General features: G+C 64.7%; 17 protein-coding genes. 9 read left to right on the top strand and 8 right to left on the bottom strand.

Annotated elements, in window-relative coordinates; translation table 11 throughout:
* The first annotated feature begins 1 nt into the window (after position 1).
* The 3 genes from Ga0102493_RS12110 to Ga0102493_RS12120 all read left to right on the top strand — a co-directional run bounded on the left by Ga0102493_RS12110 (position 2) and on the right by Ga0102493_RS12120 (position 3386).
* Complete coding sequence (locus Ga0102493_RS12110) at positions 2-1282, top strand: pilus assembly protein CpaE (protein ID WP_034903415.1); 1281 nt, start codon at positions 2-4, stop codon at positions 1280-1282.
* A gap of 119 nt (positions 1283-1401) precedes the next feature.
* Entirely contained in the window at positions 1402-2373 is a 972-nt protein-coding gene (locus Ga0102493_RS12115; RefSeq protein WP_034903413.1) for a type II secretion system F family protein, read from the top strand.
* Positions 2374-2393: 20 nt separating this feature from the next.
* On the top strand, positions 2394-3386 hold the full coding sequence (locus Ga0102493_RS12120) for a type II secretion system F family protein (protein ID WP_034903412.1): 993 nt from the start codon (positions 2394-2396) through the stop codon (positions 3384-3386).
* An 83-nt stretch (positions 3387-3469) separates the two neighbouring features.
* Here the strand turns inward: Ga0102493_RS12120 and Ga0102493_RS12125 are convergent, their stop codons facing one another.
* From Ga0102493_RS12125 to Ga0102493_RS15970, 3 genes are all read right to left on the bottom strand, one after another.
* On the bottom strand, positions 3470-4003 hold the full coding sequence (locus tag Ga0102493_RS12125; RefSeq protein ID WP_081845628.1) for a MarR family winged helix-turn-helix transcriptional regulator: 534 nt from the start codon (positions 4001-4003) through the stop codon (positions 3470-3472).
* A gap of 61 nt (positions 4004-4064) precedes the next feature.
* The gene (locus Ga0102493_RS12130; RefSeq protein WP_034903409.1) at positions 4065-4937 is read right to left on the bottom strand and encodes a crotonase/enoyl-CoA hydratase family protein; all 873 of its coding nucleotides are present in this window, start codon (positions 4935-4937) and stop codon (positions 4065-4067) included.
* Between the two features lie 22 nt (positions 4938-4959).
* Positions 4960-5160 (bottom strand): hypothetical protein, encoded by a 201-nt coding sequence (locus Ga0102493_RS15970; protein WP_150132467.1) that lies wholly within the window; start codon positions 5158-5160, stop codon positions 4960-4962.
* A 52-nt stretch (positions 5161-5212) separates the two neighbouring features.
* On the opposite strand from Ga0102493_RS15970, the gene Ga0102493_RS15785 reads away from it, so the two are divergent.
* Complete coding sequence (locus Ga0102493_RS15785; protein WP_081845641.1) at positions 5213-5326, top strand: enoyl-CoA hydratase; 114 nt, start codon at positions 5213-5215, stop codon at positions 5324-5326.
* Between the two features lie 32 nt (positions 5327-5358).
* Entirely contained in the window at positions 5359-5469 is a 111-nt protein-coding gene (locus tag Ga0102493_RS15790; RefSeq protein WP_081845627.1) for an enoyl-CoA hydratase, read from the top strand.
* A 155-nt stretch (positions 5470-5624) separates the two neighbouring features.
* Here the strand turns inward: Ga0102493_RS15790 and Ga0102493_RS12135 are convergent, their stop codons facing one another.
* The 3 genes from Ga0102493_RS12135 to Ga0102493_RS12145 form a co-directional block, all read right to left on the bottom strand.
* Positions 5625-6758: a patatin-like phospholipase family protein gene (locus tag Ga0102493_RS12135; RefSeq protein ID WP_161490064.1), complete on the bottom strand. Its 1134-nt coding sequence runs from the start codon at positions 6756-6758 to the stop codon at positions 5625-5627.
* A 177-nt stretch (positions 6759-6935) separates the two neighbouring features.
* A complete protein-coding gene (locus Ga0102493_RS12140; protein WP_034903406.1) occupies positions 6936-7721 on the bottom strand; it encodes an SDR family NAD(P)-dependent oxidoreductase in 786 nt (261 codons plus the stop codon).
* Between the two features lie 42 nt (positions 7722-7763).
* Positions 7764-8933, bottom strand: coding sequence for an acetyl-CoA C-acetyltransferase (locus tag Ga0102493_RS12145; RefSeq protein ID WP_034903403.1), 1170 nt, complete (start codon positions 8931-8933; stop codon positions 7764-7766).
* Between the two features lie 158 nt (positions 8934-9091).
* Between Ga0102493_RS12145 and Ga0102493_RS12150 the strand changes: the two genes are divergently transcribed.
* The 3 genes from Ga0102493_RS12150 to Ga0102493_RS12160 are packed head-to-tail and all read left to right on the top strand — an operon-like array spanning position 9092 to position 12497.
* Complete coding sequence (locus Ga0102493_RS12150) at positions 9092-9838, top strand: 2OG-Fe(II) oxygenase (protein ID WP_051697913.1); 747 nt, start codon at positions 9092-9094, stop codon at positions 9836-9838.
* The gene (locus Ga0102493_RS12155; RefSeq protein ID WP_236922220.1) at positions 9835-11586 is read left to right on the top strand and encodes a putative 2OG-Fe(II) oxygenase; all 1752 of its coding nucleotides are present in this window, start codon (positions 9835-9837) and stop codon (positions 11584-11586) included. Before Ga0102493_RS12150 ends, Ga0102493_RS12155 begins: the two co-directional genes overlap by 4 nt.
* Before the next feature lie 2 nt (positions 11587-11588).
* Positions 11589-12497, top strand: coding sequence for a class I SAM-dependent methyltransferase (locus tag Ga0102493_RS12160; RefSeq protein WP_034903397.1), 909 nt, complete (start codon positions 11589-11591; stop codon positions 12495-12497).
* Positions 12498-12622: 125 nt separating this feature from the next.
* Here Ga0102493_RS12160 and Ga0102493_RS12165 read toward each other — a convergent pair whose 3' ends face one another.
* Entirely contained in the window at positions 12623-15619 is a 2997-nt protein-coding gene (locus Ga0102493_RS12165; RefSeq protein ID WP_034903394.1) for a TonB-dependent receptor domain-containing protein, read from the bottom strand.
* A gap of 274 nt (positions 15620-15893) precedes the next feature.
* Here Ga0102493_RS12165 and Ga0102493_RS12170 point away from each other — a divergent pair, with 274 nt between their 5' ends.
* On the top strand, positions 15894-16469 hold the full coding sequence (locus tag Ga0102493_RS12170; protein WP_051697911.1) for a hypothetical protein: 576 nt from the start codon (positions 15894-15896) through the stop codon (positions 16467-16469).
* 110 nt (positions 16470-16579) lie between these two features.
* Here Ga0102493_RS12170 and Ga0102493_RS12175 read toward each other — a convergent pair whose 3' ends face one another.
* A complete protein-coding gene (locus Ga0102493_RS12175) occupies positions 16580-18583 on the bottom strand; it encodes an alpha/beta hydrolase family protein (protein WP_034903393.1) in 2004 nt (667 codons plus the stop codon).
* Positions 18584-18692: the final 109 nt, after the last annotated feature.

Raw genomic sequence — 18692 nt, forward strand, 5'->3', positions numbered from 1 at the left:
CATGAATGCTCCCTGGAAAAACGGTCTTCCCGGCAATCGCGATCCGTTCGCGGCCTATATCTGCGACGACACCGCACTCGACGTGCTGCGTCCGGTCGTGATCGAAATGGGCTGGCAGCCGGAAAAGTGCAACAAGGGCGGATTGCGCAATGCAATCCAGTCGCTTTCGGTCAGCGCTTCGCCGGCGATCCTCTTCGTCGACCTGTCGGAAAGCGGCGATCCGCTCAATGACATCAACGCGCTCGCCGAAGTGTGCGAGCCGGGCACGGTCGTGATCGCGATCGGCCAGGTCAACGACGTGCGGCTCTATCGCGATCTGCTTGCAAGCGGGATTCACGATTACCTGCTCAAGCCGCTTTCGGCGCAGCAAGTGCACGATGCCCTCAACAACGCGCTGACCGTGTTCACCGCGCCGCGTTCGGGTGACGGCGACACAGTGCGCCGCCACATCTCGACCGCGGTGGTCGGCACGCGCGGCGGCGTCGGCGCCTCGACGCTGGCGACCTCGCTCGCCTGGCTGTTCTCCGACCATCACAAGGCGCCGACCGCGCTGCTCGACCTCGACGTCCATTTCGGGACCGGCGCGCTTGCACTCGATCTCGAACCGGGCCGCGGGCTGACAGACGCGATCGACAATCCCAGCCGCATCGACGGCCTGTTCATCGAACGCGCCATGATCCGGGCGAACGACAACCTGTCGATCCTGTCGGCCGAAGCTCCGATCAACCAGCCGTTGATGACCGATGGATCGGCCTTCGTGCAGCTGGAGGAGGAGTTCCGCCAGGCCTTCGAGATGACGGTCATCGACATGCCGCGCAACATGCTGATCAACTTTCCGCAGCTGCTCGGCGACGTGAACCTCGTACTCGTCACCTGCGAATTGACGCTCGCCTCGGCGCGCGATGCGATCCGCATCCTGTCGTGGCTCAAGACCAATGCCGCGCACGCGCACCCGATGATCGTCGCGAACAAGGTCCAGCCGGCCGTCGCCGAGATCTCCAAGGCGGATTTCGAAGCCTCGATCGAGCGCAAGATCGACTTCGTCATTCCCTACGACATCAAGGCGGCCTCGAACGCGGCCAAGCTGGGGCAGGTGTTCGTCGATGCGAACCGTTCGAGCAAGGCGACCGCCGCGATCAAGCAGCTCGCCGAACGCGTGATGGGCGCGAGCGAGGACGATCTCGAGAGCATAGCGGAAGAGAAGAAATCGCTGCTTGGCAGCTTCGACTTCAAGTCACTGCTGGCCAAGAAGGACAAGAGCGAGGCCGAAGCGGCCGAATGACGGGGCGCGCGCGGGGGCCGGACGGACGGGCCGACAGGCCTGCACCCTCCGCGCCCCCGCAGTGACCGTCACGTGGGACCGCAAGGTCCGGGGAATGAATTGAGGCAGGAGCCAGAGGCATGAGTTTTTTCGAGACCCTGCTCATTACGGGCGTGATCTTCGGCGTCCTGCTGATCGGCTATCTCCTGCTCGATGGTGCGGGTGTGGGCAAGGCGCAGAAGCGCCGCGTCCAGGCGCTGCGCTATCGCCACTCCGAAAGCCTCGATGCCAAGGTCGAATCCCAGTTCAAGCGCGCAATCGCGGCACGCAAGCCCAAGCTCTACCGCAAGGCGGGCGCCGGCTCGAGGCTCGAGGCACTCGAAGGGCGGCTCGACCGGACCGGCAAGGGCTGGAGCCTGTCGCAATATCTCTATTCCAGTCTCGGCCTGTGGATCGCGGTCGCGGTGATCATCTTTATCCAGAGCGGGGCGTTGCTGCTCTCGCTCGGCGTCGGCCTGCTGGTGGGCGCCGGCATCCCGCACATGGTGGTAGGCTTCTTCATCAAGAGGCGCACCAACGCGTTCAACGCCAAGTTCCCCGACGGGATCGAGCTGCTCGTGCGTGGGCTTCGCTCGGGGCTCCCGGTGACCGAGACGCTCGGCGTGGTCGCGCAGGAAGTGCCCGGCCCGGTGGGCGAGGAATTCAAGGGCATCACCGAACGCATCAAGATCGGCAAGACGATGGAGGACGCGCTCCAAGACACCGCCGACAGGCTCGATATCCCGGAATTCAACTTCTTCTGCATCACGCTCGCGATCCAGCGCGAAACGGGGGGCAACCTCGCCGAGACGCTGTCGAACCTTGCCGACGTGCTGCGCAAGCGTGCCCAGATGAAGCTCAAGATCAAGGCGATGAGTTCCGAATCCAAGGCGTCGGCCTACATCGTCGGTTCGCTTCCCTTCATCGTGTTCGCCATGATCTTCTGGATCAATCCGGAATATATCGGCGGCTTTTTCACCGATGACCGTCTGATCGTCGCCGGGCTCGGCGGGTTCACGTGGATGGGCATTGGTGCCTTCGTCATGGCCAAGATGGTCAGCTTCGAAATCTAATCTATCCGGGAAACAGAACCATGCTGAACCAACCCCCCGGACCCACCCTGCTCGGCTTCGACGTCGTGCTCGTCGGCTCCATCCTCGCCGGGATCGCGGCGCTCGCCGTGCTCGTCGCGATCTACAGCGCGGTGACGATCAAGGACCCGATGGCGAAGCGCGTGAAGGCGCTCAATTCGCGGCGCGAGGAGCTGAAGGCGGGCATCGTCACAAGCAGCGCCAAGAAGCGCGCCAGCCTCGTTCGGCGGACCGATACGACCGACAAGGTCAAGGACCAGCTCAGCCGGATGAAGGTCCTGCAGCAGAGCCAGGTCGAAGCGGTTCAGCAGAAGCTCGCCTATGCCGGCTACCGCAACAAGGAACTGGCCGTCCTCATTATCGGCCTGCGCGCGGTGCTGCCGATCGTGTTCGGGTCTGTCGGCTTGCTCGTGTTCTATTGGGCCAACTATTTCGACAACGGCCCGTTCATGCAGCTCATGGGCTTCGCGGCTACCGTTCTGCTCGGCTACAAGGGCCCGGAACTTTATCTCAGCAACAAGGCGTCGAAGCGCACGGCAGAAATCCAGAAGGGCCTGCCCGACGCGCTCGACCTGCTCGTCATCTGCGCCGAGGCCGGTTTGACCGTCGATGCCGCGTTCAACCGCGTGGCGAAGGAACTGGGCCGGGCCTATCCCGAACTCGGCGACGAATTCGCGCTGACCGCGATCGAGCTGTCGTTCCTCAACGAACGCAAAACCGCGTTCAACAACCTCGCCTATCGCGTCAATCTCGACGCGGTGAAGGGCGTGGTGACGACCATGATCCAGACAGAGCGTTACGGCACCCCGCTCGCTTCCGCGCTGCGCGTGCTCTCAGCCGAATTCCGCAACGAGCGCATGATGCGCGCCGAGGAAAAGGCAGCGCGCCTGCCGGCGATCATGACGGTGCCGCTGATCCTGTTCATCCTGCCGGTGCTGTTCATCGTCATTCTCGGACCGGCGGCCTGTTCGATCTCGGATGCGCTCATAAAATAGGCGCACGATCCCAATCGAGAACCGGCCGGGCCCGCAAGAAGCGAGCCCGGCCGGTTCGCGTTTGCGCGTTGCCTTCGGGGTTTTCAGACCGCGGGCGTTTCCACGGAGGTGTCTTCGGAAAGGGCGATGGCGCGTTCGTAGAGCCGCTGGAGCAGGCGCTTCACCTCCTTCTGCTCGGCAGGGGCGAGCCCCTCGAACAGCTCGGCCTCCGTCGCAAGCGCGAGCGGCATGATCTCGGCATGGACCGCCCGGCCCTCCGCCGTCAGCTCCAGGATGTGCGAGCGTCCGTCCGCCTCGTTCGCGGCGCGCGCGATTAGGCCACGTTCCTCCAGCACCTTGCACGCCCTGTTGACCGCGACCTTGTCCATCAATGTCGCGCGGGTGAGGTCGCGCTGCGTGCGCCCCTCGCGCCCCGTCCCGTTCGCCGTGTCGCCCAGCACCGCCATCACCCGCCATTCGGGGATCTTGAGCCCGAAGCGCTTGCGATAACGCTCCGCGATCAGGCTGCTGACCGCATTCGAGGCGAGCGAGAGGCGGTAGGGCAGGAAGCCGCCGAGCCCCCAGGGTTGGTCGGTCTCAGTCGTGGCGGGCGCATCGGCGCTAAAGATTTGTGTCATGCCGGTTAGTTTCTAGTGAAACCAGTGCGTCATGCAAGTGTCATGTCGCGCAGCCCCGCGCTCACTCGTAGGTGCGCTCCTCCCACCAGGGGTAGAAATCGGGCATGTCCTCGCTGACCCTACCGGGATAGACCGGGCGGCGTTTGTCGAGGAAGCTCGCTATCCCCTCCTTCGCATCGGCCCCGCGCGAAAGGCGGTAGATCGCGCGGGAATCGATCTTGTGCGCCTCCATCGGATGATCCGCGCTCATCAGCCGCCACATCATCGCCCGCGTCATCGCGACCGAAATGGCCGAGGTGTTCTCGGCGATCTCGCTTGCGAGGTCCTTCGCCGCAAACATAAGGTCGGCCGGCGCATGGACCGACCGCACCAGACCCCCCGCCTTGGCCTCGGCGGCATCGAACACCCGGCCCGAATAGCACCATTCGAGCGCTTGCGAGATGCCGACAATGCGCGGCAGGAACCAGCTTGAAGCGGCTTCGGGCACGATCCCGCGCCTCGCGAAGACGAAGCCGTAGCGAGCGGTCTCGCTTGCTAGGCGAATGTCCATGGCAAGCTGCATCGTCGCGCCGACGCCAACCGCGACCCCGTTGCAGGCCGAGATCAGCGGCTTTTTCGATTCGAACAGGCGCAGCGTAAGCAGGCCCCCGCCGTCGCGCACGCGGCTGTCGGACAGGTCCTTGACCTCCTCGCCGCTGGAAAAGACCTGGCCTCCGCCCTCGGGTGTGAGATCGGCACCGGCGCAGAATGCCTTTTCGCCGCTGCCCGTAAAGATCACCGCGCGCACTTTGTCGTCGGCATCTATATCGTCCATCGCGGCGATGATCTCAGCCCCCATCGTGCCGGTATAGGCGTTCATCTTTTCTGGGCGATCGAGGGTGATGGTGGCGATGCCGTCGGCCTTTTCGACCGTTATCTGGGTGGGATTGGTCATGGGTTGCACTCTCCTTCGGCGGTCACGATGGCACGGCTTTCGGCAAAGAAAAACCTGTCAGATTGGCCGGGGATGAAGAGCGGGTGAATATCGATCCCAAAGTTTGGGAAATTTTGCCGATCTTGCGCAAAGAGCCTTGGCCAGCACCTGCTGGTGAACCGCCGAAAGTCAGGATTTCCGCCATTTCGCAAGTTTGGCACGGGCTGTGCAGAGTCTTGGGCATGAAGCGGAACGACTTCCGCACCGAACCGAACCAAAGCCAAGGAGACCGACCCATGTTGAACACCGATACCAGCCGCAACCTCTTCGCCGCCGCCATCTCGCTGGGCGTGAGCGCCATCCTCTTCGCCTATGCGATCATCCCCGCCAGCCCTTCGCTGGTCGCCTGATCCGCCGGGCCATTCACCAAAGGAATACCGCAATGTTCGCCGTCACCAGCCAGACCCTGCTCGCCGCCGCCGTCTCGATCACGCTTTGTGCGATCCTGTTCGCTTATGCGATCGTCCCGGCCACACCGAATCTCGTCATCTGATCCCCCGTCCCCCGCGCGGGACCCACCAGTCCCCCACCCCCACCGGGTCCCGCAACCGAACCCCCGCCGCATCCCGGCGGGGGTTTTCGCTTGGCCCAGGGACTGCCGCCCGCGCCCACTCGGTGACATCGCGTCATCGCAACGGCGCCGACCGCTTACCGGGCAAGCCCGCGCTCGCGCCCGCGGCGATAGAGCCTGTTCATGAAGTCCTGGTCAAACAGGTCCTGATCGCCTTGCTCGGCCTCGGGCCCGATGCTCTCGATATCGAGCACCAGCCCGGCCTCCTGCGCGTATTGCTTGAGGATCAGGATCTCGCCTTGGTCGGCCTGCTTGATCGCAGTGAACAGGGCGCGCTCCATGATCGAGAAGGCATCGGGCTTCACCACTTTGTGGACCGCGCCGAGCGCGCCGTTGTAAAGGACGGTAAGACGCGCATCGACCTTGGTCCCGTTGGCCTGGTCCTCGAACGCGACGGCCGGGGGGATGACGAGGATACTCGAAACCACTCCGCCATCGACATGCAGCTCGCTGAAGCGCTGCTGCCCGCTGGTGACGTCGATCAGGACCGGAGGGAAGAATCCCGGAATGCTGGCCGAAGCGAGCAGCACCTTGCGAAACAGGGCATAGCGTTCGGCGCTGTCGCTCGAAGCGATGGCTCCCATGTCCCATACCACGCCGCGCTGCGCGTCGAGATTGGCGGTCATCACCAGCAACCTGCGTCCGCCCGCATGCTCCTGCGCGACCCGGTCGATCACGGAAGTATCGGCATAGCGCTCGATCAGTTCGGCGAGCGGTTCGGTAGTCGCCAGCGCAGGCCCGCCCAGAAGACCTTGGACGGAGCGCATGCGGTAGATCATGCGCGCATTGATCCCGGTATAGAGCTCTTCGAGACGGCTATCGTACTCCTCGCCGAGGAAGGCGAAGGGCGCAATCAGTGCGCCGGTGCTCACGCCCGAGACGATGTCGAATTCGGGCCGGGTTCCAGCTTCGCTCCACCCGCCGAGATAGCCTGCGGTGAAAGCGCCCTTGTCGGCGCCCGAGGAAATGGCGAGCATTTCGAGCCGCCCGGTGCTCCCGGTCTGCGCCCGCTGCGCTGCGGCCCGTGCGCGCCAGCCGTTCCAGGCGCTGGCTCTGCCGTCTTGCCAGAGCCGGGCGTTTTCGAACCCTGGGACGACGGCGCCGACCTGCGCGTCTGCGGAGACCTGCGGACGTTCGGGCAGCGCGCCGCAGGCCGACAGGGCCGCGGCGGCCACGACGCCCAACACCGTCCTTGCGAGGTGTGCGATCATGGCCTGCCCGCGATTGCGCATCTGCGTCCCCCTGAATCGTCAGTACTTCCGTCTCCTAACGCATCGCACATCGAATCAAACGAAAAAGCCCGCCGGAATCGCTCCGGCGGGCTGTTCGTCTCCGGCAATGCCGGCGTTTCGCGGATCAGCGCGGAGGCATGCGGCCACCGCGAGCGATCAACGAGGGGCCATGCGGATCGCGCCGTCGAGACGCACGTCCTCGCCGTTGAAATAGCCCGTCTCGATCATGCACATGGCGAGCTTGGCGTATTCCTCGGGCAGGCCGAGCCGCTTGGGGAACGGCACGGAGGCGGCGAGCGCTTCCTTCACCTGCGGCGGGGCGGCGTTCATCAGCGGGGTGTCGAAGATGCCGGGCAGGATCGTGTTCACCCGGATGCCTTCGCGCATCAGGTCGCGCGCGATGGGCAGCGTCATGCCGACGACCCCGCCCTTCGACGCCGAATAGGCGGCCTGGCCCATCTGACCGTCTTCCGCGGCGACGGAGGCGGTGTTGACGATCGCTCCGCGGTCGCCGTCCTCGGACAGCGGGTCCAGTGTCATCATGCCCGCGGCCGACTTGGCGATGCAGCGGAAGGTTCCGATGAGGTTGACCTGAATCACGAAATCGAAGGCCGAAATCGGGAAATGCTTGATCTCGCCCGATTGCTTGTCGCGGCTGGCGGTCTTGATCGCGTTGCCGATGCCGGCGCAATTGACGAGGATGCGCTCCTGCCCGTGGGCTTCGCGCGCCTTGGCGAAGGCCGCATCGACGTCTTCATCCGAAGTCACGTTGACCTTGCAGAACACGCCGCCCAGTTCCTTGGCAGCCTTTTCCCCGTCCTCTTCCTTGAGGTCGAAGATCGCGACCTTGGCGCCCTTCGCGGCAAGCGCCCGGGCGGTGGCAAGACCGAGGCCCGAGGCACCGCCGGTGACGACGGCGGGGGTTTTTGCAGATACTTCCATTACTCTCTCCTGTCGGTCGGAAACCTGTTGTTCCTGAAACTCTTACACGGCCTCGACGATGGTCACGTTGGCGACGCCGCCACCTTCGCACATCGTCTGCAGGCCGTATTTCTTGCCGTGCCGCTTCAGCGCGTGGACCAGCGTCGCCATCAGCTTGGTTCCGCTCGCGCCGAGCGGGTGGCCCAATGCGATCGCGCCGCCATGGACGTTCAATTTGTCCGGGTCGGCGCCAGTATGCTTCAGCCAGGCGAGCGGCACCGGGGCAAACGCCTCGTTCACCTCGTAGAGGTCGATGTCGTCGATCTTGAGCCCCGCGCGCTCGAGCGCCTTATCGGTTGCGAAGAGCGGTTCCTCAAGCATGATGACCGGATCGCCCGCCGTGACGGTCAGGTTGTGGATGCGCGCGATGGGCGTCAGACCATATTTCTTGAGCGCCTCTTCGGAGACGACCAGCACCGCGCTCGACCCGTCGCAGATCTGCGAGGACGAGGCCGCGGTGATCTTGCCCTCGGGCGACAGGAGCTTGACGCCCGCGATCCCTTCGAGGGTCGCATCGAACCGGATGCCTTCGTCCACGGTGTGCATCTCGGTACCCTCTGGGGTCTCGATCTCGATGGGAACGATTTCGTTTTCGAACGCGCCGGCCTGCGTCGCGGCGATCGCCTTTTCGTGGCTGGAAAGCGCGAAGCGGTCGAGATCGTCCTTGGAAAAGCCGTGCTTCTTGGCGATCATTTCGGCGCCCATGAACTGCGAGAACTGGATGCCGGGGAATTTCTCCTCGAGCCGGGGCGACTTGTAGTGGCCGAGGCCCTCCTTCATGTGGAGCGTCGCGTTCGAACCCATCGGCACGCGGCTCATGCTTTCGACGCCGCTCGCGATGACGACGTCCTGCGTGCCGCTCATCACCGCCTGCGCGGCGAACTGGATCGCCTGCTGCGAGGAGCCGCACTGACGGTCGATCGTCACCGCCGGGGTAGAATCCGGCAGGTTCGAGGCGAGCACGCCCATGCGAGCGACCTGCATCGCCTGTTCCCCCGCCTGCGTGACGCAGCCGGTGATGACATCGTCGACCGCATTGGGGTCGATCCCGCTGCGGTCCACGATCGCGTCCAGCGACGCGGCGAGCAGATCGACCGGGTGCACCCCGGCCAGCCGCCCGCCGCGGCGGCCACCGGCCGTGCGGACGGCTTCGACGATATAGGCTGTGCTCATCTCTCTCTCCTTGTGATCCCGAAACGTGATCCCGAAAACCGGTTGCGGTTTGATACTCGCCTATGGGACGCGCGAGCCGGAATCAAGCGGGCAAAATCGGGCGGCAAGGCGCCGCGAATGCCTTGCCAGCGGGGCGAGGGGCTGGCAGGCATCGCGGCGTGAGCACAGCGGCGCCCAGGACCCTCTTCGCGATCAATCCCGCGCTCGACCGGGCGGCCCTCGCGCGGCGCTTTGCCGCGACCGGGCGGGTGCAGGTGCGCGACGTGCTGACGCCCGAAAGCGCGCGCGAGGTCCTGACGGTACTGGCGAAGGGCACGGCCTGGGGCATGGCGACCGGCGCGGGCGAGGCCGAGCCCAAGAGCTTCCGCGCCGAGGAAACCGGCACTCCGCAGGGTCAGCAGGCGCTCGGCGCAGCGTTCAAGGCCGCCGAAGAACACACGTCGCGCGGCGAATACGGTTTCCGCTTCGCGCATTACCCGATCCTGACCGCGGTGCAGGAAGGCTGGCGGGGGAGCGAGGCGCACCAGATTCTGCTCGAACACATCAACGCGCCTGCCTTCATGGAGCTCGCCCGCTCGGTGACGGGAATCGAGGGACTGTTCAAGGCCGACGGGCAGGCGACCCTGTTCGCCCCCGGCAATTATCTCGGCCGCCACATCGACAGCCATGTCGCCGAAGGCTGGGAAGTCGCATACGTCCTCAATTTCGCGCGCGATGACTGGCATCCGGACTGGGGCGGCTATCTCCTCTTCCTCGACGAGGATGGCGACGTGGTCGAAGGATTCCGCCCTCGCTTCAACGCGCTCAACCTGTTCAAGGTGCCGCAAGCGCACATGGTGAGTTACGTCCCGCCCTTCGCGCCGGTCGGGCGGCTCGCCGTGACCGGCTGGCTGCGCACGAAATGAACCCGCCCTCCCCCACGATCTCCGCGGCCGAGGCGATGGTGCAGCTGCGCATGACGATGCAGCGCGGCGAACTCGAACGCGCGCGGACCATCGCCGAGGAAGCGCGGCGTGCCCATCCGAACGATGCCGCGCTCGCCGATGCGGCGGGGGACATCGCGCTCAAATCGGGCGATTCCGCGGCGGCCACGGCGCATTTCGCCCGTGCCTGCGCGCTGGCCCCGGCGATGATCGACTATGCGCTCAACCACGCGATCGCGCTGCAAAGGCTGGGGCGACACGAGGACGCGCTGGCGGCAATCGCGCCCCATGAAAAGGAAGGCCGCAGCGTCGCGCGCTATGGCAGCGTCGCCGCGCTTTCCCATCGCTCCGCCGGTCGACCTGCCGAGGCGGCGCGCTGGTACGATGCGGCACTGGGCGCTGATCCGCGCCACCCGCGCGCGCTGCATGGCCGCGCCCGCGTCGCGCTCGAACGCGGCGAAGGCGATGCGCTCGCCCGGTTCGATGCGGCGATCGCGGTCAACCCGGGCGATGCCGACCTGTGGCTCGGCAAGGCGCAGGCGCTCGAGGTCGCGGGCGATGCGGCGGGCGCGCGGCTGATCGCCGAACAGGTCTGCGCGCAGGCCCCCGGCTTCATCGCTGCGCTGACCTTTCTCGCCGGACTGAAGCACGCGGCAGGCGAGGCCGACTGGACATCCCCTTTCGCCGAAGCCGCGAAAAAGATCCCGCAGGATCCCAATATTCCCGCCGCCCATGCAGAGGCCTTCGCCGGGCTCGACCACGCTGCCGAAGCTGCCGAAGTCGCCGCCGAGGCTCGCCGCCGCTTCCCGAACGAGACGCATTTCGCGCTGATCGAGGCGGTGCATGCAGGCTCTGCGGGAGAGTGGGACCGGGCCGAGGCGATCTTCGCGCATCTGTCGGACAACCGGGCGATGCGCTTTCTCCACGAGGCCCGCCACGCCCTGCGCGCGCGCGACCTGACCCGCGCGCATGCCTGCCTGGACCGGGCGCTGGCGGGCAATCCGTGGGATATTTCCGCATGGGCGCTGCGCGGGATCGCGTGGCGGCTGGGCGAGGACGCAGCTGCGCGCGAAAAGGCCGCCTGGCTGCACGAACAGGCGGGGTTGGTCGAACTGCGCGAACTGGTCGGACGCGAGGGGCTCGTCGCCGATGCCGTGGCCGAATTGCGGGCGATCCACTACCGATCGACCATGCCGCTCGGCCAGAGCCTGCGCGGGGGCACGCAGACGCGCGGCATCCTGTTTCACCGCACCGAACCCGTCCTCGCCGAACTGCACGAGGCGATCCTCGCGACGCTTGAGGTGCACCGCGCGGGCTTTCCGCCGCTCGACGACAGCCACCCGCTGCTGCGTCACTGCGAGACGCCCTGGCAGCTGCTCGGATCGTGGTCGGTACGGCTTGCGGGGGGTGCAGAACCGGGTGCAGGCTCGCCGAAAGGGGGCGATTACCACACCGCACATATTCATCCGCAGGGCATCCTCTCCTCGGCGCTCTATCTCGTCGTGCCGCAGGCAGCGCATACGCCGGTGGCCGAGGGCGAGCTGCCGCAGGGCTGGCTCGAGATCGGCCGCCCGCCGCCCGATCTCGGCCTCGACCTGCCGCCGCTTGCCACGATAGAGCCGCGCGAGGGGCACCTCGCCCTGTTTCCCTCGACCCTCTATCACGGCACCACGCCTTTCGGATCGGCTGAGAGGATGACGGTCGCCTTCGATGTGGTGACGGGCTCATGAGCATGGGCGACCACGACGACGCGCGCGCCTGGGGCGAGTTCTGGAAGGCGAATGCGGGCGGTGATTCGACAGGCTGCCTGCCCGAACGCTGGGCCGCGATCGAAACCGCTCAGCGCGCCGCGTGGCGCGGCTTTGCCGAAGGTCTGCGCCAAGGTGCGCGGCTGCTCGACCTTGCGACCGGCGATGGACGAGTGCTGCGCTGGCTGCGCGAGGAACGCCGCGATCTCGACCTTCAGGGCATCGACCGCGCGCCCAAACTGCCGCCCGCGCCCGAAGGCACCGCGACCCGCGGCGGGATTGCGATGGAGGACCTGCCCTTCGCCGATGACAGTTTCGACGCGGTCACCAGCCAGTTCGGTTTCGAATATGGCGATGTCGCTGCCGTGGCCGGCGAAATCGCGCGCGTGCTCGGCCCGGACGGCCGGGTCGGGCTGATGGTCCATCGCGGCGACGGGCCGATCCTCGAACACAATCGCGCGCGCCGTTCGGCGATCCTGTGGGCTATAGAAGAAAAGGCGGTTCCCGCGACCGTGATCCGCGCGCTTCACGATCCGCGCGGCGGTATCGCTGCGGCGGCGCAGGTGGCGGCCGCTCTTACCATGCTCGGGGAAAAGGCGCATGGCCGCGGCACGCCCGCCTGGGAAATTCCCGAAGCGGTTCGGCGCGCGATCATGATCGGGGCCGATCGCGGGGCGCAGCCCGGAGCGATCGAGACGACGATCGAGGCCATCGCGGCCCAGGCGGAAAATGAGCTCGGCCGCATCGCCTCATTGGCGCGCGCCTGCGAAAGGGCCGATGCGCGCGCCGATATTAAGGCCGCCTTCGCCGCCCATGGCCTAGAGCCCGGCGAAACCGTGCCCGTGGCCGAGCCCTCGGGCCGGGCACTCGCCGATTTCCTGACCTTCTCCTGAAAGTTTCTCTCGCAGAGGTGTGATGGGCGCGTCGGCTTCCCGCGCTTCTCGCCTCGCGCATGAAAAAGGGCGGCGAACCGAAGTCCGCCGCCCCTCTCTTGTTCCGCTCTTGCGGGCGTCGTCGCTTAGAACGAGAACGCTGCGGAGATGAAGAAGTCCCGACCCAGGACGTCGAAGACGCTCGGGAAGGTGTTGGCCTGCTCCTGGTTGTCGCCCAGCAGGAGGCTGTTGGGACGGTTCGTCACGATACCGTTGGCATCGATGTTCGGCGTGCCCGGCAGGGTGTCGAACAGGTTGTTGATACCGGCCGAGATCGTCACGTTCTCGGTCGCCTCGACCGAGAACGTGAGGTCGATCAAGTCGTACGCACCAATCCGCTCGATGCCGTTGAAAGCAGCGAAATCGACCGTGTCGAGCGCGTCATCCGTGCCCGAAAGGTGACGCCAGCGAACCGAGGTGGTCAGCGGGCCATCGACCCAGGTAAAACGCGACGTCCACTTGAACGACGGGATCGGCTGGCCGCAATTGCCACCGAACGCCCCGGCGCACTGGTCGACCTGCGGGAGGCCGGCGACCGGGGTGAAGTCGTTCTGGTCGGTCCAAGTGCCCAGGAAATTCACGTTGAACCGCGAGTTCCCGGTATCGGTCAGCAGCGAGAACGGCAGGTCGGCACGGTAGTTGACCTGAAGGTCGACGCCCGAAACCGTAAGTTCCGCCGCGTTCACGCCCGAAACCAGAGGGGGCGCGTCGACTGTGATCGCACCGTCGAGGTTGCGGATACCGACGAAGGGTTGACACGCCGGAGTGTTGATGTCCTGCACCTCACCATAGCACAGGTTGAGCAGGCCTTGGAGACTGCCGCCCGCGATGGTGATGAAGTCTTCAACCTCGATGTTAAAGTAATCCGCCGTGATCGTCAGGCCCGGCACGAAGCTGGGCTGGAAAACGACACCGCCGGTAAAACTGGTCGAGGTTTCTTCACCGAGGTTCGGGTTGCCGCCGAACAGTGCAGGGATCTGCGCGTTCAGCTGAACCGCGCCGGCATTGCCGACATTGCCGGCAGGAACGCCGGTGTCGATGCAGGTCTGCGCCGCGCCGGGATTGTCGCCGATGAAGGTCGCGCTGCCGCACGGGTCGGTCGCAGCCGGGAAACCGATCGCCTGGCCTTGGAACAGCTCGGCCACGTTCGGCGCGCGAACCGCGCGCTGATACTGACCGCGCAGCAGGACGCCCGGGGTCGGGACGAACTGTACGCCGCCGGCATAGGTCCACACTCCGCCGACGTTGTCTAGCGAGTAGTCCGAATAACGGGCAGCGCCGTTTAAGTCGAGCCGGACCCCGCCATCCGTTTCGAAGATCGGCACGTCGATTTCAGCAAAGATTTCCTTCACGTCATAGGCACCCTCGGTCGGGCTGCCCGCGTTGAATCCGATGACGTCGCCCGAAGCGAGCGCAGTATCGGGGATAAACTCTGCAGTGACCCGGCGATATTCCGCACCGACCGCAAAGCCGATATCACTACCGCCAAGACCGAGATTGCCGAGGAAACCGGAGACCGAGCCCGCTGCCACTTCGACAGTCGAGACGTCGCCGTTTTGCGCGGTGATGCTGAACGAATCGACCATTTCCGGCGTCAACGTGCCGGGGCCGAAGATGTTCAGCGCAACATCCCCCGTCCCATCAAGACCGGCCTGGAAGGCCGAACGCGACACGTTGCCCTGCTGGACGTTGGCGTTGCGGGTACGAGCGTACGAGTAGTACATATCATAGTTGAGGTTGTCGGTGATCGCACCCTGAACCCCAGCGAGCACTCGGAAGGCGTTGCGCTCGTCGAGCGTGTTGCGTGCACCGGTTTCAAGCACGCGGCGCTGGAGCGATGCTCGCACGACGCCGAGTTCCGCACCCGGCAGCGCGGTCAGACCGTTCGCGACGCGCGCAGCGCTCGCTGCGGCTTCATTGGCGTCGAGCTGATTGAGCTCGGCCAGCGAAGCTGCGTCGAGGAAAGGCGCAACCGTCGCGATGTCGACATTGAACGTGCCGGTGACCGGGGTCGCCGCAAGTTCCTGCGCTACGCGGTTGTTGACGAAGGTCACTTCTGTGTACGCACGGTGGCCGTCCGTGAACTCGTAATCGGCAAAACCGCCGAGCAGGTAACGTTCCTGCGGAATCTGCAGGTAGTTGACCGGAGCATAGTTGTACGTATCGCCCGCACGTGCACGGCCAACGCCCGGAGTGTCGAAAATGGCGTCGTCAATGACGAGACCGTCCGCGAGCGGAGCGCACTGGCCCGCGATATCGCAGTCAGCGTCGGGAACGATCCCGATCTCGGTCGGGGCGTTGAAACGCGCCGTGGGAAGAGTCGAAGAACCGAACGCCTGGAGCGGAAGGCCGAAAGTTTCGCCGCCAAGTGCAGAGGCGGAGAAGGCGCGACCGCCCTGAAAGATGGATTCGCGGTTGAAGTATTCGGCATAGACCGTTGCGTTACCGCGACCATCGTCGAAGCTGGTGCCGATCGCGCCGTACATCTGGTAGCGCGCACCGTCACCGCGTTCAGTAAGCGAGTACTGGCCGCCGAATTCAATGCCCTCGACTTTCTTGAGATTGAAGTTGACGACGCCAGCGAGTGCATCCGAACCGTAGACCGCGGAGGCACCGCCAGTGACTGTGTCAACGCTTTCGATCAGGAACTGCGGGATCGTGTTGAGGTCGACGATCTGGTTGGTGTCGAAGGAAACCCAGCGGCGACCATTGACAAGGACGAGGGTACGAGTCGCACCGAGACCGCGCAGGTTGAGCGTGGCGGCACCGTTACCCGGATTGTTCGAGAATGCCGTGGTTCCCGGAACCGCCTGCGGCAGGGCGTTGATCACGTTTTCGACGTTGACCGCACCCGTCAGCTTAAATTCCTCGGCCTCGACCACCGCGATCGGCGCAGCAGTTTCGACATTGCGCTGTTGAATGCGCGAGCCAGTGACCGTGATGAAATTGTCGGTATCGGCATTCTGGTCGGCACCCGACTGGATCGCCGGATCGACATCGGTGTCCTGGGCCATGGCCGGCGTTGCGATCATGGCGCTGGCCATCATCGTGCCCGCAAGGAGCGAACCCTTATTAAAACGCATGATATGTGTCCCCTATCATAACGCGCACCGAAATGGCGCACGCAACTCTCTACGGGCCGATGCCCGCTAAGTGGCGGATGTATGACAGTGTGGCTGTCCAGAGCAATTGTCGGGCCGCAGTGTCGCGCGGGTTGTCTCCAACCTGTGGCAAAAGCGCTACATCCTTCGGCGAAGCGTGCCACATGCGGCACCGGGCGAAACTATCCTGCGCTGTGCAGGCGAGTCACGGATCGACTATGGGCGTATGCAGACCAGATAACGGAAAGGGTGTTTCATGAAACGATTCGAAAGGTGGAGCCCCAGCCTGGCACGCGCCGGCTGCGCCTTCGCGGCGGCCGCGCTCCTTGCATCGGGCGGGGTCCTGAAATCGCAGGATACTTCGCCCACGGGTGACACCGTGGTGCGGGCGGACATTCTCGACCAGTTGAAGACGTGCCAGCGGATCCAGGACGACACAGAGCGGCTCGCCTGCTTCGATGCCGGGGTCGGCTCGCTCGTCGTCGCGAGCGAGGCAGGCGATGTTCGGCTCGTCGACCGCGAGGACGTGCGCCGCACGCGCCGCCAGCTTTTCGGCTTTTCGGTGCCCGATGTCGGCATCCTGAAGGGCGACGAGAAGGACAGCGAGGCGACCGAAACGCTGACGACGACCATCACCAGTGTGCGCTATCGCCCGCGCCGCAGGGCCGAGTTCACGACCGCAGAAGGCGCGCGCTGGGAAATCTTCAAGGTGCCCACGCGGCTCGCCGACATCGAACCGGGCGACGAGGTCGAGCTCAAGAAAGCCTCGCTCGGCACCTTCTTCATCCGCATCAACGGGCAGATGGGGGTCAAGGGCAAGCGCATCGAATAGCGCGCACCCAGCCCTCCCGGCCCGTCTCTTCCCCGGCGGCTCGGCATTCGGCAAAGCAAAGGGGCCCGGCCGCATCGCGACCGAGCCCCCTCAGCTAATCTCGCGCCGGATCAGAGCCCGCCCGGACCGCAATCGTTGGCGAGGTAGTCCGCAACCTTGGTGTAGAGCTGCTGCTGGTGGTTGTACATCAGCGTGTTGGAGAAGTGATCCGCCTTCTCGAGCGTGACGAACTGGCCCTGCTTGCCCGCGTACTCGAAGGCCTTCTTGTAGTCCTTGAAGTGGTAATACATCACGCGGCGATCGACATCGCCGTGGACCATCAGCAGCGGGATGTTGACCTTGTTGACCTCGTTGATCGGATTTACCCCGATCGTGCCGCGGCGCTTCGACCATTCGTCGAGCGCCTTCAGCGAGGAGTCGCGCCGGCCGAGATATTGCTTCTCGGCATCGGCCACTGCTGCGACGGCTACCGTGCACTGGTAAAGCTGCGGCTCACGGCTCGCGGCGACGAGCGCGGCATAGCCGCCATAGGACCAGCCCATGAACGCGACCCGGTCCGGATCGACCAGGCCCTGCTCGATCAGGTAGAGGACACCATCATCCTTGTCGTCCTGCATGGCGAGGCCGTGTTCGCCATAGCCCGCATCGAAATGCTTCTGCCCCCAGCCGACCGAAATACGGTTTTCCGGATGCAGCACCATGTAGCCTTGGCTGGCGAGGAACTGGCCGATCTCGTCATAGGAGACCATCCCGTTCACGTGCGGGCCGCCATTGTGCTGCACGATCAGCGGAAAGGGCGGCTTTCCGACCTTGGGCACGGTGACATAGGCCGGGATGCTGAGCCCGTCGCGCGCCGTGTAGCGAATATACTTCACATCCGCGAGCATGTCCTGGTTGACCAGCGGGTTGCGGCTGCCGAGCTTTGCGAGCTGGCCGTCCTTGACCAGCCAGTAGGAGCCCGGATCGTGCGGCCCGCGATTGGTCACGATCATGGTCTTGCCGTCGACCGATCGGCTCGAAATCGAGATCTGGTGGGCATAGGGGATCTGCTGTTCGAGCGCCTCGTAGAACGCCTTCTCGTCCTCGTCGAACCAGTGGCGCTCCATCTTCGCGCCCGGATAGACCGCCGCGACGAGCTTGTCGTTGCCGGGGATCGAATGGGTCTGAATGCCCATCACGTCCGCATCCTCGGGCTTGAACAGCTCCTTGCCGATCTTGCCGGTGTTAAAATCGAATTCGTAGAGACCTGCCTTGTCGTTACCCGGAAGGGTTTCGATGATGTAGCCGATGTTCGGGTTTTCCGGATCGAAGCCCTGGATACCGTGAATGCCTGAAAGGATGCGATAGAGGTTCGACTGGTCTTCCAGATCGTATTCATTGACCTGCGTCCAGGAACCCTCGCCAGGCTTGCGATAATAGGTCTTCTGCTTGCCCTCGCCGCGATCGAACGTGCTGGTAAAACGTGGATTGCCTTCATTATCGAAGGCCTGAACAACCGGAAATTCGGTATTCCCTTTGATGATGAGCGATTTAGTGCCCCTCTCGAGGTTGAACTTGTAATAGGAGCGCGGGCGGAACGCCGCGATCGGGTCAACCCCGGAGAGCGTCGCCACCGCATTGCCCTCGCCCACGAGAACGTGTTCCGGGTCGTTCGGCAGGATGTCGATGATCTCCAGATTCTCGTCGACCGTATTGAACTCATTCTCTTCGAGATTGTAGGCGTATGTCAGGTAATCGCGCGTGTCCTGTTCGGGGCGCTGCACCTTGCTGCGGCGCTGCTGCCAGGCAGTACCGAAGATGAAGTTGTCGCTCACCCAGCTTGCCGCGATGATCTCCATCGGGTCGGCGTTGAGGCGACGATAGGGTTCAGACAGATTGTCCGTCTTGTAGATCTCGAGCAGGTACTCCCCGTCCTTGCTCTCGATCTTGTGGACGAGGAGATGCTTGCCATCAGGCGAGACCTGCACGGCGTTGACCACGTCGCGCAGCGCCCAAACGTCGATCGGAACGGCATTCTGCCCCTGCGCCTGCGTATCTGCGGGAGCGGCGAGCGAGAGGCCGAGGACGGATACGCCGGCCATGGTAGCCGCGAGCGAGGCTTTGAGGAATTTCATGAGTTTCGTCTTCCAGATTAGCTTTGGGTGCCATGCGTCGGATGGTGGTTCGATGAGCCCTGCCGCGAAGCCTCCCGTCCGCGCGGCTCGAACATTGGTGATTAAACCA

Origin of the sequence: Erythrobacter litoralis (assembly GCF_001719165.1) — a bacterium.
Classification (GTDB): domain Bacteria; phylum Pseudomonadota; class Alphaproteobacteria; order Sphingomonadales; family Sphingomonadaceae; genus Erythrobacter; species Erythrobacter litoralis.